The sequence below is a fragment of the Streptomyces sp. NPDC002845 genome (assembly GCF_053591955.1).
Genome location: NZ_JBSFUU010000100.1, coordinates 1 through 26,854, shown reverse-complemented (window position 1 = coordinate 26,854; position 26,854 = coordinate 1). Strand labels below are relative to the sequence as shown.

At 70.2% G+C, this 26,854-nt stretch carries 22 protein-coding genes and 1 tRNA gene; 6 read left to right on the top strand and 17 right to left on the bottom strand.

Features of this window, described 5'->3' with window-relative positions:
- The first annotated feature begins 34 nt into the window (after positions 1–34).
- The gene (locus ACWD3C_RS42190) at positions 35–1,048 is read left to right on the top strand and encodes a PAC2 family protein (protein WP_451152984.1); all 1,014 of its coding nucleotides are present in this window, start codon (positions 35–37) and stop codon (positions 1,046–1,048) included.
- 110 nt (positions 1,049–1,158) lie between these two features.
- On the opposite strand, the gene ACWD3C_RS42185 is transcribed toward ACWD3C_RS42190, so the two are convergent.
- From ACWD3C_RS42185 to ACWD3C_RS42155, 7 genes are all read right to left on the bottom strand, one after another.
- Positions 1,159–2,172, bottom strand: coding sequence for a superoxide dismutase (locus ACWD3C_RS42185; protein ID WP_451152982.1), 1,014 nt, complete (start codon positions 2,170–2,172; stop codon positions 1,159–1,161).
- 313 nt (positions 2,173–2,485) lie between these two features.
- Complete coding sequence (gene mshC / locus ACWD3C_RS42180) at positions 2,486–3,715, bottom strand: cysteine--1-D-myo-inosityl 2-amino-2-deoxy-alpha-D-glucopyranoside ligase (RefSeq protein ID WP_451152980.1); 1,230 nt, start codon at positions 3,713–3,715, stop codon at positions 2,486–2,488.
- 610 nt (positions 3,716–4,325) lie between these two features.
- The gene (locus ACWD3C_RS42175) at positions 4,326–5,144 is read right to left on the bottom strand and encodes an SCO1664 family protein (protein WP_451152978.1); all 819 of its coding nucleotides are present in this window, start codon (positions 5,142–5,144) and stop codon (positions 4,326–4,328) included.
- Entirely contained in the window at positions 5,108–5,698 is a 591-nt protein-coding gene (locus ACWD3C_RS42170) for a DUF3090 domain-containing protein (RefSeq protein WP_451152977.1), read from the bottom strand. Before ACWD3C_RS42170 ends, ACWD3C_RS42175 begins: the two co-directional genes overlap by 37 nt.
- A 110-nt stretch (positions 5,699–5,808) precedes the next feature.
- Entirely contained in the window at positions 5,809–6,495 is a 687-nt protein-coding gene (locus ACWD3C_RS42165) for a histidine phosphatase family protein (RefSeq protein WP_451152975.1), read from the bottom strand.
- A 181-nt stretch (positions 6,496–6,676) separates the two neighbouring features.
- Positions 6,677–7,465 (bottom strand): ferritin-like domain-containing protein, encoded by a 789-nt coding sequence (locus ACWD3C_RS42160; protein WP_451152973.1) that lies wholly within the window; start codon positions 7,463–7,465, stop codon positions 6,677–6,679.
- A gap of 239 nt (positions 7,466–7,704) precedes the next feature.
- Positions 7,705–8,760 carry an LLM class F420-dependent oxidoreductase gene (locus ACWD3C_RS42155; protein WP_451152971.1) on the bottom strand — a complete coding sequence of 352 codons (1,056 nt, stop codon included), beginning with the start codon at positions 8,758–8,760 and terminating at the stop codon, positions 7,705–7,707.
- An 875-nt stretch (positions 8,761–9,635) separates the two neighbouring features.
- On the opposite strand from ACWD3C_RS42155, the gene ACWD3C_RS42150 reads away from it, so the two are divergent.
- On the top strand, positions 9,636–10,619 hold the full coding sequence (locus ACWD3C_RS42150; RefSeq protein ID WP_451152969.1) for an aldo/keto reductase: 984 nt from the start codon (positions 9,636–9,638) through the stop codon (positions 10,617–10,619).
- Entirely contained in the window at positions 10,616–12,970 is a 2,355-nt protein-coding gene (locus tag ACWD3C_RS42145; protein ID WP_451152967.1) for a helix-hairpin-helix domain-containing protein, read from the top strand. Before ACWD3C_RS42150 ends, ACWD3C_RS42145 begins: the two co-directional genes overlap by 4 nt.
- A gap of 115 nt (positions 12,971–13,085) precedes the next feature.
- On the opposite strand, the gene ACWD3C_RS42140 is transcribed toward ACWD3C_RS42145, so the two are convergent.
- On the bottom strand, positions 13,086–13,769 hold the full coding sequence (locus tag ACWD3C_RS42140) for a hypothetical protein (protein ID WP_451152965.1): 684 nt from the start codon (positions 13,767–13,769) through the stop codon (positions 13,086–13,088).
- A gap of 48 nt (positions 13,770–13,817) precedes the next feature.
- Here ACWD3C_RS42140 and ACWD3C_RS42135 point away from each other — a divergent pair, with 48 nt between their 5' ends.
- The gene (locus tag ACWD3C_RS42135; protein ID WP_451152963.1) at positions 13,818–14,006 is read left to right on the top strand and encodes a DUF5703 family protein; all 189 of its coding nucleotides are present in this window, start codon (positions 13,818–13,820) and stop codon (positions 14,004–14,006) included.
- Between the two features lie 67 nt (positions 14,007–14,073).
- Here ACWD3C_RS42135 and ACWD3C_RS42130 read toward each other — a convergent pair whose 3' ends face one another.
- From ACWD3C_RS42130 to ACWD3C_RS42120, 3 genes are all read right to left on the bottom strand, one after another.
- Positions 14,074–14,934 (bottom strand): chaplin family protein, encoded by an 861-nt coding sequence (locus ACWD3C_RS42130; protein WP_451152961.1) that lies wholly within the window; start codon positions 14,932–14,934, stop codon positions 14,074–14,076.
- Positions 14,935–15,083: 149 nt separating this feature from the next.
- The gene (gene chpH / locus ACWD3C_RS42125) at positions 15,084–15,317 is read right to left on the bottom strand and encodes a chaplin ChpH (protein WP_451152959.1); all 234 of its coding nucleotides are present in this window, start codon (positions 15,315–15,317) and stop codon (positions 15,084–15,086) included.
- A 147-nt stretch (positions 15,318–15,464) separates the two neighbouring features.
- On the bottom strand, positions 15,465–16,811 hold the full coding sequence (locus ACWD3C_RS42120; protein WP_451152957.1) for a M20/M25/M40 family metallo-hydrolase: 1,347 nt from the start codon (positions 16,809–16,811) through the stop codon (positions 15,465–15,467).
- Between the two features lie 165 nt (positions 16,812–16,976).
- On the opposite strand from ACWD3C_RS42120, the gene ACWD3C_RS42115 reads away from it, so the two are divergent.
- Both ACWD3C_RS42115 and ACWD3C_RS42110 read left to right on the top strand, forming a co-directional pair.
- Positions 16,977–17,061: transfer RNA gene (locus ACWD3C_RS42115), tRNA-Leu, on the top strand.
- Positions 17,062–17,683: 622 nt separating this feature from the next.
- Positions 17,684–17,875, top strand: coding sequence for a hypothetical protein (locus ACWD3C_RS42110; RefSeq protein ID WP_451152955.1), 192 nt, complete (start codon positions 17,684–17,686; stop codon positions 17,873–17,875).
- Positions 17,876–18,247: 372 nt separating this feature from the next.
- On the opposite strand, the gene ACWD3C_RS42105 is transcribed toward ACWD3C_RS42110, so the two are convergent.
- The 6 genes from ACWD3C_RS42105 to ACWD3C_RS42080 all read right to left on the bottom strand — a co-directional run bounded on the left by ACWD3C_RS42105 (position 18,248) and on the right by ACWD3C_RS42080 (position 26,623).
- Positions 18,248–19,300 carry a proline racemase family protein gene (locus ACWD3C_RS42105; RefSeq protein ID WP_451152953.1) on the bottom strand — a complete coding sequence of 351 codons (1,053 nt, stop codon included), beginning with the start codon at positions 19,298–19,300 and terminating at the stop codon, positions 18,248–18,250.
- A 279-nt stretch (positions 19,301–19,579) separates the two neighbouring features.
- Positions 19,580–21,592: an oxidoreductase gene (locus ACWD3C_RS42100; RefSeq protein WP_451152951.1), complete on the bottom strand. Its 2,013-nt coding sequence runs from the start codon at positions 21,590–21,592 to the stop codon at positions 19,580–19,582.
- A gap of 55 nt (positions 21,593–21,647) precedes the next feature.
- On the bottom strand, positions 21,648–23,159 hold the full coding sequence (locus ACWD3C_RS42095; protein ID WP_451152949.1) for an aminobutyraldehyde dehydrogenase: 1,512 nt from the start codon (positions 23,157–23,159) through the stop codon (positions 21,648–21,650).
- A gap of 2 nt (positions 23,160–23,161) precedes the next feature.
- Positions 23,162–24,208 (bottom strand): ornithine cyclodeaminase family protein, encoded by a 1,047-nt coding sequence (locus ACWD3C_RS42090; RefSeq protein WP_451152947.1) that lies wholly within the window; start codon positions 24,206–24,208, stop codon positions 23,162–23,164.
- A gap of 17 nt (positions 24,209–24,225) precedes the next feature.
- Complete coding sequence (dapA, locus tag ACWD3C_RS42085) at positions 24,226–25,125, bottom strand: 4-hydroxy-tetrahydrodipicolinate synthase (protein ID WP_451152945.1); 900 nt, start codon at positions 25,123–25,125, stop codon at positions 24,226–24,228.
- A gap of 109 nt (positions 25,126–25,234) precedes the next feature.
- On the bottom strand, positions 25,235–26,623 hold the full coding sequence (locus ACWD3C_RS42080) for an NAD(P)/FAD-dependent oxidoreductase (RefSeq protein ID WP_451152943.1): 1,389 nt from the start codon (positions 26,621–26,623) through the stop codon (positions 25,235–25,237).
- Positions 26,624–26,854: the final 231 nt, after the last annotated feature.

The window sequence follows — 26,854 nt, the reverse complement described above, 5'->3', positions numbered from 1 at the left end:
GCGTACGCGAGGGCACGTCGGAAGGAGGCGCTGGGTGATCGAGCTGGAGGGGGTTCCCGAGCTGATCGACCCAGTCATGGTGGCCGCGTTCGAGGGCTGGAACGATGCCGGCGACGCCGCCTCCACCGCGGTCGCGCATCTCGACCGGGAGTGGAAGGGCGAGGTGTTCGCGGCGCTGGACGCCGAGGACTACTACGACTTCCAGGTGAACCGTCCCACGGTGTGGCTGGACGGCGGCGTACGCAAGGTCACGTGGCCGACGACAAGGTTGTCAGTCGTGCGGGTCGGCGGCGAGAAACCGCGCGATCTCGTCCTCGTCCGGGGCATCGAGCCGTCCATGCGCTGGCGCTCGTTCTGCAACGAGCTGCTGGGCTTCGCCCATGAGCTGGGCGTGGAGCTGGTGGTGGTCCTGGGCGCCCTGCTCGGCGACACCCCGCACACGCGTCCGGTTCCGGTCAGCGGGGTCACGTCCGACGCGGACCTGGCCCAGCGAATGGACCTGGAGGAGACCAAGTACGAGGGTCCCACCGGCATCGTCGGCATCCTCCAGGAGGCCTGCACGCACGCCGGCGTTCCGGCGGTATCTCTGTGGGCGGCGGTCCCGCACTATGTGTCGCAGCCGCCCAACCCGAAGGCGACGCTGGCCCTGCTCAACCGTCTGGAGGACCTGCTCGACATCCGTGTCCCGCTGGGCGAGCTGGCCGAGGACGCGCGTGCATGGCAGGTGGGCGTGGACCAGCTGGCGGCCGAGGACAGCGAGGTCGCCGAGTACGTCCAGGCGCTGGAGGAGGCCCGGGACACCGCCGAGCTGCCGGAGGCATCGGGCGAGGCGATCGCACGCGAGTTCGAGCGCTACCTCCGTCGGCGGGACGGCGGCGGGCCCGCGGGTCCGGGGACGGGTCCCGGTCCGGGGCCGTCCGCCGGGGGGCACGCCACGGCGGACGGCAGCGACAGTTCGCCGTATCTGCGGGACAACCCGAGCGGCCGTACCAGGCCGCCGAAGCCACCGCGGCCGGGAGCCGACGAGGAAGATTCATCGGAGGACTGAGCGAGTGGGAAAGGGCGGTGCGTCTCGTGCGCACCGCCCCTTCCTGCGACAGCGATCCTGTCGACCTGTCGCAGCGATCCTGTCGAAGTGATCCTTTCGCGATCAGTGGTTCACTTCTTCACCGCGACCACGGCGTACGTCGTCTCCGGCGTCGGCGTGGTCGTGAACCGCGCGTTGGGCAGGTAGAGCCGGCCCTTGTACGCGGCGGCCGTCGTCGGTACGTCGAAGTCCTCGTCGGTGATGCGGCGCCGGAAGACACCGCTGCGGCCGTCCGGCGCGAGCTTGAACACGTCGATCGCGTTCTGCCGGTTCTGCACCACATACAGCGTCCGCCCGATCAGGATCAGTCCGTCGCCGTTGGTGAGCGGTGCCGCGTCGCCGAGGTCGACGACCTTGGTGACCCCGGTTCTCGGCTCGACCCGGTGGAGCAGGCCCACGCCGGACTGCACGACCAGGAGCGCCCTGCCGTCGGGGGTGCGGGTGATGCCGTTGGCGTTGACGCCCTCGCCCACCTGGTTCCAGTCGCCGCCCAGCGTGATCGTCACGATCTCGTCGGCGTCGGGCAGTGAGCCGCGCCGGCCGAGCGGCAGGGCGTACAGCGCGGGCTGGTTCGAGTCGGTGAACCAGGCCGTGCGCGGGGTCAGGAAGACATCGTTGGCAAAGGTCGGCGTCGCCGTGGTGAGCGTGTACGAGGCGAGGATCGCACCGGTGCGGGCATCCACCACGCGGGCGCCCTCGCCGCGGCCGGCGACGAACAGCCGCCCCCTGTCGTCGAGTTTGAGCCCGACCGACGGCGTACCCGGTCCCGCCGAGATGATGCCGCCCTGGCCGGTGCGCAGGTCGGCGCGGTAGATGGAACCGTCGCCGAGCGAGCCGAGGTAGGCGTACGGGCCGCCGCCGATCGTGATGCCCTCGGGGCGGAAGCCGTCGGGCAGCGGGATCACGTCGGGCCGGTCGGGCCAGGAGCCGCCACCGGAGGCCGAGTTGGCCTGGGCCGGTGACGTGGCCGATCCGGCGAGTACGGCTCCGGCCGTTACGGCGCCGGCTGTAAGCAGTCTCCGGCGGTTGAGCGGACGTGCGAGGGAGAGGTGCGGGGATGCGGGTGGGTGCGGTGGGGGTGTCACAGTTCGTCCTTCCGCGAAGGGACCGGCCACGGAGGGCTGGTCCAGCGGTCAACTGACTCTGCAACCCCATCACATGCCCGTCGCCCCCGCAGCACTCCTCGGGCTGCCGACAGCCCCCTGACAGGCTCTGGCCGGATTGGGGCGGGACATCTGCTTCCGGACGGATTGCACCCGTTGCCCAATTCGACTGTGGCCCATGACGAGACCCAGGAGGTCTTCATGTACGGCCATTGACGGGCCGTACGTGAGTGGACGAGGGGCGCCTTCCGCGCGGGTGCGGGAGGCGCCCTGGCCGTGGTGCAGGACCGTTACGTCACAGCGCCACGCCGAGCAGCGCGTCGACCGCCCGCGATACGACACCGGGCGCGCCCTCGTCCGTACCGCCCCGCTCGTCCTGGAGCGCGGCCCAGCGGTCGACCGCGGCGAGTGCGGCGGGGGCGTCGAGGTCGTTCGCGAGGGCCTCGCGGATCTCCTCGACGAGGGCCTCGGCGGGCGGGCCGTCGGGGCGGGACACTGCGGCGCGCCAGCGGCCGAGCCGGGCCACGGCGTCCTCCAGCACCTGGTCGGTCCACTCCCAGTCGGACCGGTAGTGGTGGGCGAGGAGGGCGAGCCGGATGGCGGCGGGGTCGACCCCGCCGCGGCGCAGCTTCGAGACGAAGACGAGGTTGCCCTTCGACTTCGACATCTTCTCGCCGTGCAGGGCGACCATGCCGGCGTGCACATACGCCTTGGCCATGGGGAACTCGCCGGCCAGCACCTGCGCGTGCGAGGCGCCCATCTCGTGGTGCGGGAAGGCGAGGTCGGAGCCGCCGCCCTGCACGTCGAAGCCCATGCCGAGGTGGTCGAGGGCGATGGCCACGCACTCGATGTGCCAGCCGGGGCGCCCGCGCCCGAGCGAGCCGCCGTCCCAGCTGGGCTCGCCCTCCCGGGCGACCATCCACAGCATCGGGTCGAGCGGGTTCTTCTTGCCGGGCCGGTCGGGGTCGCCGCCACGCTCGGCGGAGAGCAGGCGCATGGCGGCGGCGTCCAGGTTGGACACCTTGCCGAAGTTGGGGTCGGACTCGACGGAGAAGTAGATGTCCCCTTCGAGCTCGTAGGCGGCACCCGCGTCCCGCAGCCGCTCGACGAGCGGGACGATGCCCGGTATGGCCTCGACCGCGCCGATGTAGTGCTTCGGGGGCAGCATCCGCAGGGCCGTCATGTCCTCGCGGAAGAGGGCGGTCTCCTTCTCGGCGAGGGCCACCCAGTCGATGTCGTCCCGCTGTGCGCGCTCCAGGAGTGGATCGTCCACGTCGGTGACGTTCTGCACGTAGTGAACCTGCCGCTTGGTGTCGAGCCACACGCGCTGCACGAGGTCGAACGCGTTGTAGGTCGCCGCGTGACCCATGTGGGTCGCGTCGTAGGGAGTGATCCCGCAGACGTAGATACGGGCGACGGGACCGGGGGTCAGGGTGACCAGCTCCCCGGTCGCGGTGTCGTGGATCCTCAGGTCGCGGCCCTCACCGGGCAGGGCGGGGACCTCAGAAGCGGGCCAGGCATACATGTCATGAGCCTAACCGGACGGAAGTTCCGTATACGAACCGGACCGCCCGCCGATGGCCGAACGGGCCCTCTTGCGCGGGGCGGCTGCCGCCGGGAGGTCGGCGCGTGAGATTTGTCCGACGGACGGTCGCGGGGCGACTGCCGCCGGGAGGCGGCGGGTCAGGTTTGTCCGACGGACCGTCGCAGGGCGACTGCCGGCCGGAGGTCGGCGCCTGCGGTTTGTTGTGGGTCGGGGGCGCGCCGGGGGTCTCCGTCTTCGGTCTGACGCGACAGCTGTGAGGGTCGCACGGCCGACGTTTGTTGTCGCGACATCCGCTGCGGGCGGACACCCCCCGACCCACCCCCTTCCCGCCGTACGCGACCGACCGGGACGCGCTTGTGCAGGCGGGCACACCCGCCGTCCGGCCGCCGACAAGTGCGCCAGTGAGGCAGCAGGATGGCTGGGAAATCGGCGGTCCCAGTTGCCGACAGGCGCGCTGCTGAGGCGGCACACTCCACCCGGTGGCTGGGCTGGGAAACCGGGCCGTCGTGGTTGCGGGCAGGTGTGTCGCTCGGGTGGCATCCGGCCCGAAGGGAGTGGCGGACGGTGAGCGGAGCGCGCTGGGTGGGGCTCAGACCGGTGGCCATGGGATCGGGGGCCACTCACCGCTCGGCTCGGGGTGGCGGCGCGCGGAGAGGAGGGTGGCGACACGGGCGCGTGTGGCGTCGAGTTCTGCGGGAGTGATCAGGTCGGACAGGCGTACGGTCAGGGCGGCGCCTTCGGCCAGGCCGTCCCGTAGCCCTTCCAGCGCCCGGACCGCCTCGTCCGTCAGCGGCTCCCCCGCCCACCCCCAGAGCAGCGTGCGCAGCTTGTTCTCGGTGTTGAACGTGACGCCGTGGTCGATGCCGTACAGCCGCCCCCCGTCGGCGGGCAGCAGATGCCCGCCCTTGCGGTCAGCGTTGTTGATCACCGCGTCGAGGACGGCGAGCCGCCGCAGACGTTCGTCGTCGGCGTGTACCAGGAGGGCCGTCCTGCCGTCCCCGACCTCGGCGAAGCCGATCGCCTTCCAGCCCGCCTCGGGCTCCTCACCGTCGACCAGAGCCAGCAGCTCCGCGCCGGGCTGCCCCTCGATCCACAGCTGGCACATGCCCTCGCCGTACGGCCCCTCGCGCAGCACGGTCGGCGGCACGAGCCCCCAGCCGGTCGCCTCGGACACCTCGTACGCGGCGACCTCGCGCTGGGCGAGGTTGCCGTCGGGGAAGTCCCACAGCGGGCGCTCACCGGCGACCGGTTTGTAGACGCAGGGTGCCTCCTGCCCCTCGTACGCGACCGTGCAGTACAGCACCGCGTTGGACGCCTCGCGGATGCGTCCGCGCACGGTCAGCTCGCCCTTGGCGAGCGCCTCGGCGGACGTCACGCTCCGCGGCGGTACCCGTTCTGGCGCGGACATACGTGTCCTTCCGGGTCGAGCGGGAGGCTGCACAGCGGGCAGGGCGGCCGCCCGGCGTTGACGACATCGAGGGCGCGCTTGGCGAAGGCCCGGGCCTGCGTGCCGGTGAGCCGGACGCGGAGCATCGGCGGACCGTTCTCCTCGTCCTGGAGCAGCCTTTCCTCGGCCTCGGCGAGGTCTTCCTCGGAGTCGGCGTCGAGTTCCACCAGGGCCTGTGCCTCGACGACCATCCGCTGGTCCTCACCGTCCCAGGCGAGCGCCATCGTACCGACGCGGAACTCCTCCTCGACGGGCGTCTCCAGCGGGCCGGTGTCGGAGATCTCCGTGGGGGCGACGGCCGGGACGGCCGCGCTGCCGCCTGTGCGCCGTACGACCTCGTCGAGCAGCTCGTCCATGCGTTCGGCGAGCGCGGCCACCTGGGTCTTCTCCAGGGCGACGCTGGTGACGCGCTGCCCTGCGGTGGCCTGCAGGAAGAAGGTACGACGCCCGGGCAGCCCGACCGTACCGGCCACGAAGCGGTCCGGGGGGTCGTAGAGGAACACCTGACGGGACACGTCCTGCTCTCCATTGGAATCGACGTCGGGGCCGGCCGCGCCGGCGGCTGAAGGGGTTCGCTGACACGTTCAGCGCCGTTGCGACCGCTTCACCCTACTGCGGCTGACGATCACGTCGCGCCCGTACCGCCCCCGACGGTGGCGTCGCTGTTCGGAGGTTCTTCCCGCGGGGCGAGGGAGGTGAATTCCCCGGTGTCGCCGAGGCGAACGAGAAACGGCCGAAGCCGCGTGTAGCGGATCGCGGTGATGGAGCACGGTTCGACGGAGATCCGCTGGAAGAGGTCGAGGTGCAGTCCGAGCGCGTCGGCGACGAGGGACTTGATGACGTCGCCGTGCGAGCACATCAGATACACGGCGTCGGCACCGTGGTCACGCTCCACGCGCGCGTTCCACTCGCGTACGGCCTCCGCGGCCCGTGTCTGCATGGCACGCATGGACTCGCCGCCGGGGAACCTGGCCATCGACGGGTGCGCCTGGACGACCTCCATCAGCGGCTCGTCCTTGAGCTCGGCGAGCTTGCGGCCGGACCAGTCGCCGTAGTGGCACTCGCCTATGCGCTCCTCGGTGTGCGGGGTGAGTTCGGGGCGGGCATCGAGGAGCGGCCGCAGTGTCTCCTGGCAGCGCTGCAGCGGGCTGGTGACGGCCTCGGAGATCGGCAGCCCGGCGAGGCGCCCGGGCAGCGCGGCGGCCTGTGCGGCCCCGTGCTCGTCGAGGGCGACGCCGGGCGTCCACCCCGCGAGCACCCCCGAGGTGTTGGCGGTGGAACGTCCGTGCCGGACAAGGATCAACGTGGGCATGCGGCCCAGCCTAAAGGGGCGCCCAGCCTGTCCCTACGGGGTTTCCGATGCTTGGGGCGTCCGGGGCACCGGGGCACTCGGGGTGTGGTCGTCGCCGTTCGGTGGGAGGAGCGGCCATGTCGGGCGCCACGCGCGCGTGGGGCGGTATGTGCGGCTCCACGCGCGCGTGGCGGGGGGTTAGTTACGCGAACCCGGGTGCCGCGGTCGCGGGTCCGCCCAGGGCGTCGCGCCGCTCGGGCATCTTCAGGGAGACCATGCGGCGCCAGCCGGCGGCCCGCTCGTACAGGTACACGGCGTGGATGCCCGCGGCGAGCACCGCCGCCTTGGCCTTCGGCCAGCCGAGGATGCGCCCCATGCTGTCCATGACGGCGAGACTGACGTCCCGGTAGACGCGGATCTCGGCGAGCGCGCACTCGCGCAGGGTCCGCTGGATCAGCCGGCCGTGGCCGGCGGCCGTGAGGCGGAGGAGTTCCTCGTGGCAGTACGCGAGGTGGTTGTCCTCGTCGTTGGAGATCATCTTGACGGCCCGGCCGAGGTCGGGGTGGTCGGCGAAGTGCTTGCGCAGGAGTTCCATCTGCTCGGAGGCACGTTGTTCGGTGACCCTGCTGTGAGCGAGATAGATGACGATGTCCTGCACCGTGAGCGGCTGCTCGGCCTTGAGCTTCTCGTGGGCAAGACCGATGCCGTTCTTCTCCAGGAGCATGGTGTAGTCGGTGGCGTGCGGGACCTCGACGGGTGCGAGGCCGCGCTTCTTCATGAGAGCGTTGAAGATACGTCCGTGCTTGTCCTCGTCGGCACCGTGGCGGGTGATCTTGGGTGCGAGCGCGCGTTCGCTGTCCGGTACGAGCGCGGCGATGCGGGCGTTCTCCCAGCCTCCCTGCGACTCCCCGCTGGCGGCGATGGAGCAGAACAGCCGGAACGACTCGTCGTTGTCGAGGATTTCCTGGAACAGGCTCTTGGCCGAAAGCATCTGAGGCACCTCTCTGCAGGGTTCCGCAAAGAACGAGTCAAATGCGGTAGCAGGTATGGGGCAACAGCCGTGTCGGACAAATCCGCCGAATGATGGACGGGTGTTGTCTGTCGGGCGCGTAACCGATCGGGGCGGTGGCGCGTTGTCCCCGTGACGGCCGTGGCGGGGAAGACCCCCCGAGCCCCCACCACGGCCGCAGAACCTCTTGAGTGCCTCTTGTCTCTCTTTGCTTGTCCCTCTTACGCCAGGCCGGCCCGCTCCAGTGCCTCGGAGCCGGCCCGCAGCGAGGCGACCCTGTCCTCCAGGGTGAAGCCCGCGGGGGCCAGCGTGAGCGTGGTGACCCCGGCCTCGGCGTAGGCCTTCATGCGGTCGGCGATGCGGTCCACGGAGCCGAGCAGGGTCGTCTGGTCGATCAGCTCGTGCGGGATCGCGGCGGCCGCGCCCTGCTTGTCGCCGGACAGGTACTTGTCCTGGATCTCGGCGGCTTCCTTCTCGTAACCCATGCGCCGGGCGAGCTGGTTGTAGAAGTTCTGCTTGCGGCTGCCCATGCCGCCGACGTACAGCGCGGTATACGGGCGGAAGGTGTCGGCGAGGGTGGTGACGTCCTTGTCGTCGCCGACGGCGAGGGGCAGGGTCGGGCAGACGTCGAAGCCGTCCATGGTCCGGCCGGCCTTCTCGCGGCCGGCCCGCAGGTATTTGATCGCGGTCTCTTCGAGGTGGGCGGCCGAAGGGAAGATGAGCAGCGCGCCGTCGGCGATCTCGCCGGTCTGCTCCAGGTTCTTGGGGCCGATCGCGGCGATGTACAGGGGGATGTGCTCGCGGGTGGGGTGCACGGTGAGCTTCAGCGGCTTGCCCGGGCCGTCCGGCAGGGGCAGGGTCCAGTGCTCGCCCTCGTAGGAAAGCCGTTCACGGGTCATGGCCTTCCGTACGATCTCGACGTACTCGCGCGTGCGGGCCAGTGGCTTGTCGAACTTGACGCCGTACCAGCCCTCGGAGACCTGCGGTCCGGAGACGCCCAGGCCTAGGCGGAAGCGGCCGCCGGAGAGCGAGTCGAGCGTGGCGGCGGTCATGGCCGTCATCGCGGGCTGGCGGGCCGGAATCTGGAAGATGGCCGAGCCGACGTCGATGCGCTCCGTCTGGGCGGCGACCCAGGTGAGTACGGTGGCCGCGTCCGAGCCGTAGGCTTCGGCGGCCCAGCACACGGCGTAGCCGAGCCGGTCGGCTTCCTTGGCCACGGCGAGATTGTCCGCGTCCATTCCGGCACCCCAGTAGCCGAGGTTGATCCCGAGCTGCATGGCCGATCCCCTTACCGATGAGTAACGTCCCTTGTGCGGTCGACACTAGCGGGTTGCCTCCGGCGGTTGCGCGGGGTGGGCTGTGCTGGTGGGTGCGGGTGGCTACCGGAGGGGGTGGGTAGGGGGTGCCTCGTGCGGGTGGGGCGCTTGCGGTTGGGGGCGTGGGGGTGGCTGCCGATGGTGGATGGGGTGCTTGTGGCCGGGGGCGTGAGGGTGCCTGCCGATGGAGGATGGGGTGCTTGTGGCCGGGGGCGTGAGGGTGCCTGCCGATGGAGGATGGGGCGCTTGCAGTCGGGGGCGTGAGGGTGCCTGCCGATGGAGGATGGGGCGCTTGCAGTCGGGGGCGTGAGGGTGCCTGCCGATGGAGGATGGGGCGGGGCCGTGCCGGTGCGTCCGCCCGTCGCTGCGGACGTACGGCCCGGGGGTGGTGAGGGGCAGGTCGGCTGAGGGAGCCGTACGCGACGGGCGTTGACGCACCGGCACGGCCCCTTCCGTGCGGGGCGGCTTTCCGCCGTGGGGGCGTGCGGCCGCATGGCGGGAGATGGGGTTCGTGCGGGGCGGCTGTCGGTTCTCTGATGGCTCAGTCTGGTCGGCAGCATCCGCCCGCGCCTTTCAATCCAGCCCGGGCTCCAGCAGCCCGTCCGGTGTTTGAGGACGAGGCCGCAAGGCCGATCCTCCGCCCGCCCAGCCGCGGAATCGAGACCGCCCCGGGCCTCTCCCGCCCGTCCGGCGCTTGAGGACGAGGCCGCTGGGCCGATCCCGCGGCAAGCCCTGCCCAGCCGCACGTCACCGCGCTCGCCCAGCGGAGCGCCGCGGCGAAAACGGTTGTCCACAGGCCCCCACGTATCGAGTTCTGGCCAGTAATGTCGGCGTTCATGGAGCAGAGGCATCTCGGCCGTACCGGCCTGCGTGTGTCCCGGATCGGGCTCGGCACCCTGACATGGGGGCGCGACACGGACGAGCATGACGCCGCGGACATGTTGAAGGTGTTCTGGGAGGCCGGCGGGACCCTCGTGGACACGGCGGACGTGTACGGGGACGGAGAGGCCGAGTATCTGCTCGGACAGCTCATAGAGGGGCTCGTGCCGCGTCGGGACCTGGTCATCTCGACGAAGGCGGGGAGCGTTCCGGACCCCGACCGCCGCTTCGACGGCTCGCGCGGCCATCTGCTCTCCGCGCTCGACGCCTCGCTGGCCCGGCTCGGTACGGACTACGTCGATCTGTGGCACATCCACGCCTACGACCCCGCGACCCCGTTGGAGGAGACGCTCCACGCCCTCGACCTGGCGGTCAGCAGCGGGCGGGCCCGGTACGCGGGCGTGTCCAACTTCTGTGGCTGGCAGCTCGCCAAGGCCGCGACCTGGCAGCTGGCGGCGCCGGGGGTACGGACTCGCCTCGCCAGTACGCAGTTGGAGTACTCCCTGCTCCAGCGCGGGGTGGAGCGGGAGGTGCTGCCGGCCGCCCTGGACCTCGGTGTCGGGCTGCTGCCCTCGTCGCCGCTCGGCCGGGGTGTGCTGACGGGGAAGTACCGGCACTCCGTGCCCGTCGACTCCCGGGGTGCCTCGGAGCACATGGCGCTCTTCGTCGAGCCGTACCTCGACGACACGGCGAGCAGCATCGTGGACGCGGTGCAGACCGCGGCGGACGGGCTCGCCGCGACGCCGCTCCAGGTGGCCCTCGCCTGGGTTCGCGACCGGCCCGGTGTCGCCGCGCCCATCATCGGCGCGCGCAACGCGCAGCAGCTCACGGCGGCATTGTCAGTGGAGACCCTTAGTCTTCCTGACGAGATCTGCCGGGCGCTGGACGACGTGTCGGCGCCCGTGCACCGCTATCCCGATCACGACTGGAGCACGCTGTGAGTACGGAGCCCGCGACCACGGAATCGGCCGAGCCGGGGGGACCGGGCGGCGCCGGGGGCCCTGCCGCCGAGGACACCACCGAGGAGCGGGGGCCGGAGGGCGAGACCGCCGACGGGGAGGACGGGGAGTCCCGCGATACGGAGGGCGGGGGCGGTTCTCCCGATGCCTCTTCCGAATTGTCCGAGGCCGAGGCCGAGTTGGCGGCGCAGCGGCTGGAGCGGGAGCGGATCGAGCGGCGGAAGGCCGAGAAGGGGCGGCCGGTCGAGGCCGGCGCCAAGCTCAGTGGGACGGCCGCCGACCTGCTCGCGGCGGTACGGGCGGTGGAGAGCGGCCAGAAGCCCGCGGCCGCCGTCTTCACCGAGCCGGAGCCGGCGCCGCGCAGGCCCGCGCCGGAGCCGGTGCGGCACCCGGAGCCGCTGGTGGCCGCCGCGCCCGTCGCGGCCGGTCCCGCGCGCGAGGTCGTCGAGGCCGTACGGTCCGTCCTGAGCGAGGGCGGCGCGCCCGAGGCTCTCGCACCGCAGGTCGCCGCCGCGCTCGGTGAGGGCGCGGACGGACAACTGCGTGAGGACCCCTGGCAGTTGCTGCGGGTGTCCGGGGTCCGGCCGGAGCAGGCCGACGGGTTCGCCCGGGCGTTGCTGGGCGCCGAGTGCGGGCCGGACGACGAGCGGCGGGGCCGGGCGGTCACCGTGTGGCTGCTGGAGCAGGCTGCCCTGGCCGGGCACACGGCTCTGGAAGCTCCCGCCCTCACGGCCGCCCTTGCCCAGCGCTCGGTGCCGGACCCGGACGCGGCCGTGCAGAGCGCGATCGCGGAGGGCGAGGTCCTGGTCTTCCAGGACGCCCTGGAGGACGCGCCGCCCGCTCAGGCTCAGAACGACGAGGAGGAGAAGCCGGAGGAGGAGACGGAGCGTCCTGTCCGCGTCCTCATCGGTCTGGAGCGCTGCGCCCTCGCCGAGGAGAGCCTCGCCGACGGCCTCGCCCGCGTCGTCAGCTCCCTGCCGAAGGAGGACCCGACGGACTGGGCCTCGGCCGCCGCCTCCGCCCCGAGGTCCGCCGCCGAGCTGATCCGCGCCGTCGCGGGTCACGGGCTGGTGCTGCACACCGGCGGCGAGGCGGCCCGCGTGGAGCCGGCGGCTTTGATCGCCGCCGCCCGGTCCCTCGGCCTGCGGGCCTACGCGGCGACGCACAGCGCGGACGGGAGACGACGGTTCGCGGCGCTGCTCGCCGCCCCGGCGGGCCCGGGCGGGGCCATGGGGCGTCCCGGTGGTACCGACAGGGACCCCGAAGGGGCTCCCCACGCGCAGCCCGGCCGCTCCGGCAGCGCTCACCCGGGCGAAAACCCGGCGGCGCGCACGGCAGCCCACGGCGACTCCCCACACGGCGATGGCGAGGCTCTCGAAGCCGTCGCCACCGTCGACGGTCTCCTCGCCGGTGGCGAAGGTCCCGGCCGGGACGCCGAGGGGGCGCTGCGCCTTGATCTCCTCGTGGTGCTCGACGCGCCGCAGCTCGACGTGGAGACCGCGGCCATGCTCGTCGAGTCGCTGCCGGACGGGGCGAGGCTCGTGCTCAGTGGGGACCCGGGGGTGCTGTGGTCGGCAGGTCCCGGGCGGGTGTTCGGGGATCTGCTGGCCGCGCGGGCCTGTCCGCAGGTGGCCTCGCGCACACCCGACCCCGGGCCCCTCGGCGAGTTGGTCTCGGGCATCGGAATCGGGGAGCTGAACCAGGTCGAGGCGCCTGGCAGGGAGGTCGTGATCGTGCCGGTGCGGGACGCCGGGGAGGCGGTGCACCGGACCGTGCAGGTGGTCGCGGACTCGGTGCCGCGGGCGCTCGGGGTGCCGGCGGAGCAGACGCAGGTGATCACGCCGGGGCATGGTGGTGCGGCCGGGACGCGTGCGCTGAACGCCGCGCTCAAGGAGCGGCTGAACCCCGGGCCGGGCCGTTTCGGCGGCTTCGACCCGGGCGACCGGATCGCGTACTCTCCCGCCCCGGGCCGCACGGTCCCCGGCCGCGTGGTGAAGGCCGACGCCGAGGGGTTGCACCTGGAGTGCGCGGGCGCCCCCGTGGTCGTACCGAAGGAGCGGGTGGAGCAGTCCGTGCGGCACGGGTGGGCGCTGACCGCGCACCAGGCAGTGGGGCACCGGTGGCCCGCCGCCGTCGTGGTGCTGCCCGGCGACGCCGCCCAGGTCCTGACCCGGCCCTGGGTCTACACGGCCTTCGGGCGGGCGGAGCGGCATCTGTCCGTGGTGCACGGTGTGGAGCAGGCGCTCGCGCAGGCCGTGGCCGAGGTCCCCGCCAAGCCTCGTACGACCCGGCTGCCCCTGCTCCTCAAAGCCCAGGTTCCGGCGGCGGGCTGACACCTCGCCGTAGCTGATCCCGTATACGAGTAGCTGATCCCCTCGCCGTATACGAAAGGTGGCGGCCACCGAATGCCCGGTGGCCGCCGACTCCGCGTACGTCCTCAGAGCCCGCTCAGCGGTCCGCGTCCAGTCGCTCCAGGTCCTCTTCGTCCTCCAGCTCCGAATCGGGGCCGAGGTCGTCCTCCAGGTCGTCGTCCTCCGTCTCGTCGTCGAAGACGGCACTGACGTCGAAGCGGCACACGAGCCGCTGCGCATCGGCCTGGTCGAAGGGGGCCTCCAGCCATTCGCCGGGCTCGGCGGGCTCGTCGGCAGCGGTCACCCACAGCGTGGAGTCGCCCTCCTCCAGGCCGAACTCCTTGTGCCGGGAGGCGATCTCGTCCGGTTCGAACTCCCCGAACAGGGTGCCGAGCGCCGTGTGCACCGTGCTCGTCGTCTCGCCCTCGGGCGCCTCCGCGGCCTCCACCCGCTGGGCCTGGGCCAGCAGCCGCTGCGGCTCCACCACGAAGTAGTCGCGGCGGATCAGCACGCTCAGCGCGTTCGGCTCCTCGGGTCCCGTGTACGGCGGCATTTCCTCCGTGCCGGGAATCTCGAAGGGGGTGACCTCGTCGTAGCGGTCGTAGAGGAGTTCGTCGTACTCCTCGGCCGCCGCGGCCAGCTCGTTGAACGCCTCGTAGACGGACGGGTCGTCCTCACCCGACCTGCGTTCGACCGCGGCCAGGTGGCGGTCGAGCGCGGTCTTGACCGCCTCGGCGGCGGCGCGTACCTCGGCAGCGGTGGGCTGCGCAGCATCAGACATAGTGCAGACGCTATCCGTACCGGGCCCCAGCCCGCACAATAGATAACGATGCCGGAATACGAATTTGTCGACGTGTACGTACCGCGCGGGGTCTCCCGCAAGGACGCCACACGCTTGCTGACGGACCATGCCGAGTACGGACACTGGGAAGTGGACCGCCTGAGCCTGCTGCGCGACGGCAGCCGCAGGGTGCGGTTGCGCCGGCGGATCATCCGCCAGGTGCGGGCCACGTGGTGAGGCAGGGCGGCTGGAACGGAGCGGGCCCCGCGTCGCCGGGGCCCGCTCCGTTTCACACGCCGCGGGGTTACGCGGTCGCCCGTGCCTTGCGGTAGATCAGGGCACCGCCGATCAGCGCGCCCGCGCCCACCGGCAGCGCGAGACCCAGCGGCAGCTCACTGCCGGTCTGGGCGAGCTGCGCGGCACCGTAGGGCTGGGTCACGGAGTGCGCTCCCGGGGTGTTGGCGTGCGCGTCACCGCCGCCCGGGGTACCGGAGTCACCCGCGGTCTGCGTACCGGGGTCACCGGTCTTGCCCGTGTCCACGAGGCCGCCCGGCTTGCCGAGGTCGCCGACCTGGCCGGGGTCACCACCGGGCTTGCCCGGCTCGCTCGGGTTGCCGGGCTTCCCGGGTCCGCTCGGCTCGTCCGGGTTCCCCGGGTGTCCGGGCTGCTCGTGGCCGCCTCCCGGAGGCGTCGCCCCGTGGTCACCGCCGCCGGAGGTGTTCCCGCACTCGTTGCCCGTCGTCGCGTTGCCGACGCCGCCGACGTTGACCGAGTTGCCGCAGATGTTGACCGGTACGTTCACCGGCGCCTGTACATGGTTCCCGGAGCCCACGCCCGGCGAGTCGCTGGTGTGCCCGCCGGCCTGCGACCCGCCTCCGGAGGCGTCGTCGCCGTATCCGCCACCGTGCGAGCCGCTGCCGCCGCCCTGGTTGGCGCACTTGTTGCCCACCGCGGGGTTGAGCACGCCGACGACGTTGACCGTGTTGCCGCAGGCGTTGACCGGTACGTTGACCGGAGCCTGGACGGAATTGCCCGACAGTACGCCGGGCGAATTCGAGGCGGAGCCCTGCGCACCGGAGTCAGCCTGTGCGTATCCGCTGCCGGCGGCGAGAACGCCGGTAGCGGCGGCCACGGTCATCAGGCCCTTGCGGGTGACCTGTCGCATGTGATGAATTACCTGCCTTGTCTTGGAGCTTCGTCTTGCTTGAGAGCTTCCTGAAAAGACCTGTCGGCCCCGGAGTGCATGACGCGCACTCCGGGGCCGACGGACTCAGACCCTTACGGGGTGAGGCCCCTTTACGGGGTGAGACAACGTCAGTTGTTGATGCAGGTGTTGCCGAAGGCGGGGTTCAGCAGCCCGATCACCGAGATCGTGTTGCCGCAGACGTTCACGGGGATGTGAACCGGCGCCTGGACGACGTTGCCGGAAGCGATGCCCGGGGAGTGCACGGCGGCACCCTGGGCACCCGCGTCGGCAACGGCCATGCCCGCACCCGCGAGAACCAGACCGCCGGTGGCAGCCGCAGCAGCGACGACCTTCTTGATCATTATTCCTCCTAGTTGGCAATGTGATCCCAGTCGCGGATCACATCACCTGTAACGAGGAGGGAGTAATGGAGCTACGAGCTTATGGTCGGATTCACTCTTCCTGGTCGAAGTCCGCACGCGCTGTCGAATAATGTGGTCTCGGGGTGATCACGACGCGTCGATGAAACGGTCGAGCACGCGCACGCCGAATTTCAGCCCCTCCACCGGCACCCGCTCGTCGATCCCGTGGAACATGCCCGCGAAGTCCAGCTCCGGCGGCAGCTGGAGCGGCGCGAAGCCGAAGCAGCGGATGCCGAGGTCGTCGAAGGACTTGGCGTCCGTGCCGCCGGAGAGCATGTACGGCACCGCCTTCGCGATCGGGTCCTCGGCACTGAGCGCGCTCTGCATGGCGTCGACGAGCCTGCCGTCGAAGTCGGTCTCCAGGGCCTTGTCGGCGTGCACGTCCTCCCGCTTCACGCGCGGACCGAGGATGCGGTCGAGGTCGGCGAGGAACTCCTCCTCGTGGCCGGGCAGGAAGCGGCCGTCGACGTGGGCGGTGGCCTGCCCCGGGATGACGTTGACCTTGTAGCCGGCGCCGAGCATGGTGGGCGCGGCCGAGTTCCGCAGGGTCGCGCCGACCATCTTGGCGATGCCGCCGAGCTTGGCGAGGGTCTCGTCCATGTTCTCGGGGTCCAGCTCGGTGCCGAGCGCGTCGGACAGCTCGTCGAGGAAGGACCGTACGGTCTTGGTGACCCGCACCGGCCAGGTGTGCCGCCCGAGCCGCCCGACCGCCTCGCACAGCTCGGTGATCGCGTTGTCGTCGTTGGTCATCGAGCCGTGACCGGCCGTGCCGTCCACGGTGAGCCGCATCCAGTGCATGCCCTTCTGGGCGGTCTCGACGAGGTAGAGCCGGAGCTTCTCGTTGACCGTGAAGGAGAACCCGCCGACCTCACCGATGGCCTCCGTGACGCCCTCGAAGAGGTCCGGGTGCTGCTTGACGAGGTACTTGGCGCCGTACGTGCCGCCCGCCTCCTCGTCCGCGAGGAAGGCCAGCACGATGTCCCGGGGCGGCTTGCGCCCGCTGCGCAGCCGGTCCCGTACGACCGCCAGCGTCATCGCGTCCATGTCCTTCATGTCGACGGCGCCCCGCCCCCACACGCACCCGTCCGCGATCTCGCCGGAGAAGGGGTCGTGGGTCCAGTCCTGCGCGTTGGCCGGTACGACGTCGGTGTGGCCGTGGATGAGCAGCGCGGGCCGGGTCGGGTCCTCGCCCTCGATACGGGCCACGGTGGAGGCGCGCCCCGGGTGCAACTCGAAGATTTTCGGCTCCAGCCCCACCTCGGCGAGCTTCTCGGCCACGTACTCGGCGGCCTTGCGCTCCCCCGGGCCCGAGTGGTCGCCGAAGTTGCTGGTGTCGATCCGGATGAGCTCGCGGCAGAGGTCCACGACCTCGTCCTCGCCGGTGACGTTCCTGGCCGTGTCGGTCCCGCTCACGATGCTTCCTCCCACTGTCATTGCTGGTGGACCCCCTCATCCTCCCTCCGACCCGTGGTCCGCCCCAAGACGCGGCACAGCCCGTCACACGCCGTTCACGCGGGGCTGGGGTGTGATCGGGGGCCGCCGGAAGCCTGGTAATGTTTTCCCTGTCGCCGCGGGGCAACCCCGCACGACAGACACCTTGTCCGGGTGGCGGAATGGCAGACGCGCTAGCTTGAGGTGCTAGTGCCCTTTATCGGGCGTGGGGGTTCAAGTCCCCCCTCGGACACTGACCGTATCCCCAACTTGTGCGGGTCGAGCTGAGCCTCGGCCCGCACAAGCTGTTTTCCGGGCTCGTAGGTGAGCCGTAGCCCGAGGTTCTGGTAGACGTCGGCCTTGTCCTGTGGTTCGGCGTCGGCGAGCACGTCGCGGATGCTGCCGAGTGATGTGATCATTGGGTGGATGTCCTCCTTGCCGAGTCGGCGCTCGTCGGTCGGCCTACGGGTCCGGGCGAGGGCTTGAGTGCGGTGGGCCTGGGCCTCGGCGGTCCACTGGGCGATGAGTTCCGAGTCGGTGCCCGCTTCCAGGGCTTTGCGGTAGCGGGCGATCTTGGCGTCGCATTCGGCGATCACGCGCGTGGCGTCCTCGGCCTCCGGCGCGGGGTCTGGCTGGGCCGCGTGCATGCGGGTGATGGTGTCGTGCAGGCGGTGCGGGGCGAAGGCTCGCGCAAGCCAGGTATCGAGCGGGGTGATCAGGTCCCGCTCTGCGAGGTAGACGTTTGCGCGGGTGGGAGACCTGGTTGGCGAGCGCATATTCGTTGGGGAAGCGGCAGCTGAAGCTTCCCCGACAGCGAAGCCACCTTCCGTCTCTACCTCACCATCCGGCAGCGGGCCCTCGCCAACGGCAGCCCCATGCCCACGCAGGTCCTGAGCGCCTTTCAGATTACCCTCTGTCTGACGGCCCGACCCGAAACCGTGGACGAACGAGCTGACATCCCCGTGCTGCGCAAGCGCGTTATCCTCGTCGCCCACTCTCGCCGCATACCCCAGCACCACCCTGACGACGATCCATGGGCGATCAACGGCTACGAAAATCTTGCATGAGCCCAACATGGCTCTGACCTGCGACGATGCCGCTGAGTAGGGCTCTGGCCTGAACTGTCCGTCTTTCTGGGGCTTTCAGGCTGGTGCCAGGTCACGCAGTCGGTTCACCCCATGCGCTCCCCAGCGCCGCTCGCACTCCCCGGATTCTCCCCAGAGATCAGGCCTGCCCGTCGTCGGCGGGGCGCGCTGCGGAAGCCCCTTCGATTCGTCCGGCGGTCACAGGCAGTTACTGCCGACGGTGGGATGAAGGCCGTCGTCAGCTACCGCCGGCGTTTCTGCGCGCCGCTCCATGGCCGCCGGATTGTGCTGGTCCAGCTGCCAGCGGACCACTGGCCAGGGAATCGGTGGCAATGGGGGCGTTCCGCGCGTTACTCAGGCCCAGATGTCCCCGACGGTGAAGCCGGCGACGAACGGGTCGTCGGGGTCGAGTACGAGGGTGCTGTAACCGGAGATCCACGCCTGGCCGCCGATGGTCGGGACAACCCCGGTGTAGGGCCCGACCTGCACCTCCCGGATGAGTTCGCCGGTGTAGACGGTGCCGAGGACCCCCTCGTGGCGGAAGGGTTCGTTGAGCTTGAGTGCGCCCTTGGCGTGCAGGGTGGCCATCCGCGCGCACGTACCGGTGCCGCACGGGCAACGGTCGACCGAGCCGGTCCACGTCGCGGGGTTGGAGAAGTCCACGGGGCCGCTCGCCACCGTCACCGCGTTCTTCATGTCGGCGGCCGGATTGTCGGTGGGGCCGGACAGCTGAGAGATCGTGATTCCGATCCCCGGATAGTCGGGGTGCTCGACCGGCAGCTGATCCTGGGCAGCCCGGAGGATGAGGGAGGAGACGCGGGTGATCTCCCGTCCGTGGGACGGGACCAGCTGCAGCCCGTCGAACTGCCGTACGTCCGCGATCACGTAGAACATGCCGCCCCACCCGACGTCGACGGTCACCTGGCCGAGCTCGGGGACGTCGATCACGGCGTCGAGGTGAGCGGCGAAGGCGGGGACGTTCTCGAAGGTCACTTGCTTGACCTTGCCGTCGCGGCACTCGGCCCTGATGCCGATGAGGCCGGCCGGGGCCTCCAGCTTGAACTCGGTGAAGGGCTCCTGCATGGGGATCATGCCGGTTTCGAGCAGGACGGTCGCGACGGCGATGGTGTTGCCACCACTCATCACGGGGTACTCCACCTGCTCCATGATGATGTAGCCGGCCGCGGCGTCCGGGTGCTTGGGCGGAACGATCAGGTTGCAGCACATGGGCGGGTAGCCACGGGGCTCACGCAGCATGAGCGACCGGAGCTGGTCGTCATTCTGCTCAAGCCACTTCATCTGCTCGTAGACAGACCCACCAGGGATGTTCGGGACTCCTCCGGTGATGACGCGCATCGGCTCGCCCGAGTGCGTCTCCACTGCGTGGATCATTCGCTTGAAAGACATGGTGGCTGCTTTCCTTTGCTGTCTCTCGCTGGCCTCTCGCCGGGCACAGCGGGGCGTGGGCTTGCCTCGTGCAGCTCGTCCGGACTTGGCCAGAGCGTCCTTGTCGAGACCGTCGATCAGGGTGGTGGCGGTCTGCCGGGTGATCCGGACGTGCTCAAGGTGCCGCTCGATGTCGGTCGGGCGGGCGGTGAGCTGGTCGACCGAGGCCCTCAGCCGACCGGCCTGGTCGGCAAGTTCGCGTTCCCTGTCGACACGGGCATCAGCTCGAATATTGCCCTCTCAGATCGTTCGGCAGAGGCGGGCTGCGTCCAGCATCGCCGCATGGACGTTCCTGCTGGCCACTGCGTCCCCTAGGCGGAACAGCCGGAACGAACCGTCCTGATTGCGCACCACCGACTGGGGCTTGCGAGCCAGCAGTGCCGTCAAGTCAACGGCCCCCAGGTTGGTCGAGGAACCAAGCAACTCGTCGTAGAGCTCCTGGACCGGCTCCGTGCCCATCTCAGCGACGACGGCATCGAAAGGGCAGTGCTCACGGAACTCGAAGCCGTCCACGCCGAGTTCCACCTCCAAGCCCTCCGGAGTCCTGGTGACCCCATGCAGCCGTCGAAGCAGAGTGACCGCGACACCGTTCTCCGCCAGTGAGTTGAAGTAACCGGAGGCCGTGAGCCAGCCGACGTCGGGTGAGAGCGTTCGCTCAGGCGTGACGATCTCAACGGTGGCGCCTCCTCGGACGAGGGCCTCCACCGCGTCGAGCGCCTGGTTGCCGCCATGGTCGTCGTAGACCATCACATGCCCCGGCAGCCGTCGCGCCCCAGCGAGGACGTCCCAGGTGTCATGGACCAGGCCGGCCCCGGGAATATGGGGTGTTGCGGGAGCGCCGCCGGTCGCGACGATCACAACGTCCCATGACTGCTCCTGAAGCGTTCGGCCGTCGACGTAGGTGTTCAGCGAGATCGGAACGCCCAAGCGGGCGAGTTCGCCGCTTCTCCAGTCGATGATTCCGCGAAGATCGCGACGGCGAGGGGCCTTCGAGGCCAGCAGCAGCTGTCCGCCCACCTTGTCGCCGGCTTCGAAGAGATGCACGTCGTGACCGCGCTCGGCGAGGACCCGGGACGCTTCCAGACCGGCAGGTCCGGCTCCGACCACCGCCACGCGCCTCGTCGTGCGCGCAGGGGCGATGCGCTGGGGTACCTCGAGCTCACGGCCGGTGGACGGGTTGTGCATGCAGAACGCCGCACCGGAGCTGTAGATGCCGTCGATGCACATGTTGGCGCCGACGCACGGACGGATCCGGTCCGTGCGACCGTCACGGACCTTGTCGGGCAGCTCGGGGTCGGCCATCAACGCCCTGGTCATGCCGACCAGATCGAGCAGGCCCTCCGCGACTGCGTACCGCGCGGTGGCGACATCGCTGATCCGGGCGGCGTGCATGACGGGGACGGCGAGCTTCTGCTTGATCCGCCCGGCGAACTCCAGATGAGGAGAGGCCGGGGTGGACATCGGCGGAATGACGCGGGCCAGGTCGGCGTCGGTGCCGATCGACCCCTTGACCAGACTGATGAAGTCGATCCCGGCCTCGGTGATGTCTTCGGCGACGCGCAGTGCCTCGTGCGTTTCGAGGCCGCCCTCACGCTCTTCGTCGAAGGTCATGCGCGCGCCGATGACGAACTCCGGACCGACCGCTTCGCGGACGGCGCGGATGACCTGGAGCGGGTACCGCATCCGGTTTTCGTAGGAGCCGCCGTACTCGTCGTCCCGGTGGTTCCAGAAGGGCGTCCAGAACGAGTCCAGGAAGTGGCCCCAGGCCATGAGTTCGATGCCGTCGAGCCCCGCGGACCGGCAGCGCTGTGCGACATCGGCGAAGTCCTGCAGCACGCGGTCGAGGTCCCATTGCTCGGCCGCCTTGGCGAACGCGCGGTGTGCGGGCTCGCGGACATTGCTTGCCAAGATCGCCGGGATCCAGGTGTCGGTGTAGTTGCTGGTGCGGTGACCGAGGTGCGTGAGCTGAGTCATCACGGCTGCGCCCTGCTCGTGCGCCTCGTCGGCGAGCCGACGGAGCCAAGGCTCCGCTTCGTCCTTCCAGAGCTGCAGATTTCCGAACGCGGGTGCGCTGTCACGGCTGACCAGAGCGCTGCCGCCGATCATGGTCAACCCGACGCCGCCACGGGCCTTCTCGACGTGGTAGGCGCGGTAGCGATCCTTGGGCAGGCCGTCCTCGCTGTAGGCCGGCTCATGGGACGTACTGACGATGCGGTTGCGCAGCGTCACGTTCTTGAGAACGAACGGACTCATCAGGGGGTCGTCGAGGGTCACCTCACACCTCCACGGATTCTCTGGACGGACGGGATCAGCGCCCGTGGTTGTGCATGACGTGTTTGGTGCGCGAGTAGTCGTCCAGGGCGTAGATCGACAGGTCCCGTCCGTAGCCGGATCCCTTGAACCCACCCCAGGGGACTTCCCCGGCCAGCACGAGATGTGAGTTGACCCAGACGGTTCCGAAGTCGAGACGCGCGGCGATGTCGTGACTGCGGCGGGCGTTCTCGGTCCACACCGATGCCGACAGACCGAGAGGGACGTCGTTGGCGCGCCGTACCGCTTCCTCCTCGTCGGCGAAGGTCTCGACCGTGACCACAGGGCCGAAGATCTCCTCGCGGGCGACTTCGGCGCCTTCGGGGACGTCGACCAGCACGGTCGGGGCCACGAAGTATCCGGGCCCGTCGATGGCCCCGCCTCCTGCCGCCACTCGGACGCCTTCGTTCTTCGCACGCTCCAAGTACCCCGTGACACGGTCGAAGTGTGCCTTCGAGACCATGGGGCCGACCTCGACGTCTTCGCCGGAGGTCGGCTCACCGACGACCAGGGACCGGACCTCGCCGACGAGCTGCTCGACGAACCGCTCGGCGATCGATTCGTGGACGAGTACGCGGCAGGCGGCCCCGCATTCCTGGCCCGAGTTCCAGAAGCCGCCGACGCGCAGTGACGATGCGGCAGCCGCGAGATCGGCGTCCTCGAAGATCACGACCGGGGCCTTGCCGCCCAGTTCGAGGTGCACGCGCTTGAGGGTGTCGGCAGCGGCCCGGGCGACGGCACGACCGCTGGAGACCGAACCGGTCAAGGCGATCATGTCCACATCCGGGTGCTCGGCGAGCCGTGCGCCGACGACCGCGCCGTATCCGGTGACGACGTTCACCACTCCGGGCGGCAGGAGATCGGCGACGAGTTCGGCGAACTTCAGGGTGGTCAGCGGAGTCTGCTCGGACGGCTTGATGACCAGGGTGTTGCCGGCGGCCAGGATGGGCGCGATCTTCCAGGCCGCCATGAGCAGGGGATAGTTCCACGGAGTGATCACACCGATCACCCCGAGCGGCTCGCGCAGAATGACCGAGAGGTGGTTCTCGGCGTAGTCACCGGCGGCCAGGGAGGTGGTCGCGCGCAGTGCACCGGCCATGAAGCGGAAGGTGTCGATGGTCATGTCGACGTCGTCCCGTGACACCGCGAGCGTCTTACCGGTGTTGGCCGACTCCAGCCTGACCAGGAGGTCGGTGTTCTCGGCCAGTCGGTCGGCGATGGCGTGCAGCACTTCCGAGCGGTCCTTGGGGACCCGCCGCGCCCACTGGTCCTTGGCCGCGACCGCGGCGGCCACCGCTCCGTCGATGTCGTCGGGGGTTCCCTCGGGAATCCGGGCGATGACGCTCTCCGTGCTCGGATCGATGACGTCGATGACGCGCTCGGTCGATCCGTCGAGGAACTTCCCGTCGGCGAAATGGCGGGCCGGAGGAAGGTCTGCCTCGGTGATCAGCGGCGGTGCGTCCGCTGCGCGGCGAACCGTGGCTGTCGTGAGGCCGGCGGCAGTGGTCATGATCAGTGACTCCTTGAGTGTGGTCGTGTGGAACAGTCGGGTGAGGGTGGGCCGAGGTCGGGTGGCGTGGCCGCCGGCCAGTCCACACTCCGGCCGACGCCGTGTAGTTCGGCCTGCTGGTAGACGCTCCAGGCCGCTGCCGCGTCCTGCACGCCGAGGCCGGCGCTGAGATACGTCATGATGTCGCCGTCGCTGCTGCGACCAGCCACGGCACCGGTCAGGACATGGCCGAGTTCGAGGACTTCCAGCTCCGCCGTGTCGCCCTGCGCCCGGTCGGCGACGAGCGGACCGCAGTTCTGTCGCGCCGTCGGTTCGTGATCGACGACGACGTGGTGGCTGGCGCGCAGGACGTCGGGTCCGATCTCGCAACGGTGCCGGTCGAAGGATCCGACCGCGACGACCGTGGCACCGGGTCGGAGCTGACGCGCGGTGAACAGTGGCTCGGTGGCCAGCGTGGCGCAGACGATGACGTCGGCCTCGGCGATCGCGTCGCTCAGGGACTCCACCGGTTCGACGTCGAAGCCCTGCTCGCGCAGACGGCCGACGGAGACGTCGAGCGGGGACCCGGGCGGTGACCACATTCCGGTCCAGGCGTAGCCCCTGTCGCGGTGCAGAGCGGCGACGTGCGCCTGCCCCTGCACGCCGGACCCCAGTACGAGGAGACGGGCCGCGTCCTTCCTGGCCAGGGCCTGGACCGCGACCGCACTCGCGGCGGCGGTGCGCAACGTGGTGATCGCCGTGCCGTCCATGAAGGCCAGGGGGACGCCGGTGTGGGGGTCGAGCACGGTGACCACGGCATGGATGGTCGGCCGGCCGGTTCCCGCGTTCCCGGGGTTGATGCTCCCGAACTTGCAGACAGGGCCGCTCGTGCGGTCGAGGCGGGAGGCATAGCAGAAGACGGTGTCGGAGTCGTCGGCGTAGCCGCCCAGGATCTTCTCCGGCTGCCACGCCTCTTCCCGCGCGAGAGCGATGAACGCCGCCCGTTGGGAGGCGATCGCGGTGTCGATGTCGAACACGGAACGGACCTCGTGCTCGTCGAGGAATCTCATGACTGCGGCGCCCTTCTTCAGCGTGACGTCGAGAGCTGCGGCAGCGCCTCGATCAAGGAGGAGATCCTGGCGGTTGTGGCGGCGTCGAGGCCGAGCAGCGGCTCACGGGGCTCTCCGACGGGGAATCCGGCCGCGTTCAGGGCGGCCTTGACCGCCGGAATGAACGGAGCGGACATGATCGCGTCCATCAGCGGGTAGATCCGCGCCCATTCGCCCTGCGCGCGTGCGAGGTCGCCGTCGCACAACGCGCGGTGGATCGAGACGAGTTCGGCCGGCATCACGTTCGCGGTTCCCGCCATGACACCGGCGGCGCCCTCGGAGACCGCCTGCAGAAGGAGGCTGTCCCAGCCGATGAAGGTGGAGATGACGTCGCCGTAGCGGTGGATCAGCTGCCCGGCCTGAGCCATGTCGGCGCTGGTGTCCTTGATGTACTGGATGTTCTCGACCTCGCGGGCGAGCTGTCCGACGGCCTCCGGCGAGAGATTGACACCGGTGGCCCCAGGCAGGTTGTAGAGCATGATCGGAATGTCCACGGCGTCGGCGACGGTGCGCAGGTAGCGCAGCGTCTCGTCGAGCGTCAGCGGCTCGTAGTACGGCGCGACCACCATCAGGACCGAGGCTCCGGCGGCCTGTGCGTGGCGGGACAGTTCGACGGCTTCCCTTGTGCTCACCGCACCGGTCTGCGCGATGACCGGCACACGTCCGGCGACCTGGTCGATGACGGTCTCGACCACCTGGCGCCGTTCCGCTCCGCTCATCGCCGCGAACTCACCTGTGGATCCACAGGCCACGACGCCGTCAACCCCGCCGTCGATGCCGCGGTCGACCAGGCGGCGCAGTGTCTTCTCGTCGATCTGCCCGTCCGACGCGAACGGCGAGGCGAGTGCGGTCAGGACACCGCTCAGCTGTGACGACATTCTTGAGTCTCCTCAGGTGAAGCTGTGGGCAGGCATCCGCCGGGGCGTGGATGCCAGGCTCGTGGATATGGCGCACCGGAGCTGTCGGGCTCAGGACAGGACAGTTGGCTTACGACGCGGCGCCCACCGGCGCCAGGCCGTGCGGGGCGGTCTGCCGGTCGGTGGCCAGCAGGCTCTGGGCCTCCTGGGCGGCCGACAGGCCGGTCTGGATCGCGGTCTCGGTGTAGAGGGTGCCGAGGTAGTCACCGGCCAGGAGCACCCTTCCGGTGCGGCGGGTCAGCGTCTGCTGCAGCTTCCCGCGGCCGGGGAAGCAGTAGGGCGCGCCCGTGGGCCAGCGCTGGATCTCGGCTTCGACGACCTTGTCGGCGAAGCCGGGCAGGACCTGGTCCAGGTCGTCGAGGTAGATCCGACGGATCTTGTCGTCGTCATACTCCAGCAGTTCGCGCGCCAGACTGCCCGGTGAGAAGGTCATCAGGCTGCTGCCGGGCCGGCGTTCCGCTTCGTAACCGTGCACGACGTTCGACATGTTCAGCGCAACGTTGAAGGACCGCTTCGGCGTCGCGATGCCGTAGGCGTCGTCCCAGACCTGGCGCCCGGTCTCGTTGCTGAGGAACGCCGCGCTCACGTAGGGGCCGTAGACGATCTTCGACAGGGCCTCGCGTACGTCACGGTCGAGATCGACGGCGACCCGGTGGCTGACGGTCGCGGGAGTGGCCAGGACCACGCAGCGCGCCTCGACCTCCTTCTCGACGCCGTCCTCCCGGTAACGGACCACTACGGAACCGTTCTTCTGGACGATCTCGTCGACGGACGCGTTCAGCCGCACCCGACCTGACAGGGCTGCGGCGATGCGCTCGGTGAGGGTGGACGGGCCGCCGAGGATGCTCTGGGAGAGGCCCGCACCGATGTTCCACACAAGGCTGAAGTAGCCGACGCCGGCGCCGGCCGAGAGTTGGTCGATGTCGGCGGCGGAGCGGGTCACCGTGGGCTTGAACAGGGCCTCGGCGTCCTCGGGCAGGTCGCCGATGAAGTCCTTGAAGGAACGGTCGTTCATGAAGTTGTAGAGCCTCTGCTGGCGTTGAGCTTCGGTCTCGCCCCGCCGTCGCTGCACGATACGGGCGTAGCGGGCCACGGACAGGGCGACCTTGGCGCCCGCCTTGACCATGCCGACCCGCGCCGACATCGGCATCGGAATGCGGAACGGGTAGCTCTCCACCCGGCCCTTGAGCAACAGTTTGCCGTTCATCGACAGCCCGGCCAGCGAGCCGGGCACCGGTACCGAGTCAACTCCGGTGCTGTTCAGCAGCCACGACGTCGCCGAGTTCCCGCCGGTGTAGACGTGCCCGCCCCAGTTGAGCCAGTACGGTCCACGGCGCTCCGATCGGATGCGTCCGCCGACCCGTCCCTCCGACTCGAGCAGGAGCGTGTCCCAGTGCCGCAACCGCCAGCCGGCGGCCAGTCCGGCGACGCCGCCTCCAACGATCACTACGTCCTTCACAGGTACCCTCCTGGACAATTGGCAGGTGAAGATGTCGGCTGCTCGGTGAGGTGTGCCGCGCGTTGTCCCGTCGACATGCCGGCCGATACGGCAACCAGGGCGCCGCCCGGGCCCCCGCCGGGGATGGGGGCCGCCGGCGTGCTTTTGGACTATGCGAACCAGGAGTCGACGAGGGACTTGTTGTCCGCGATCCATTCCTTGGCGGCTTCCTGTTCCTTGCCCTTGCCCTTG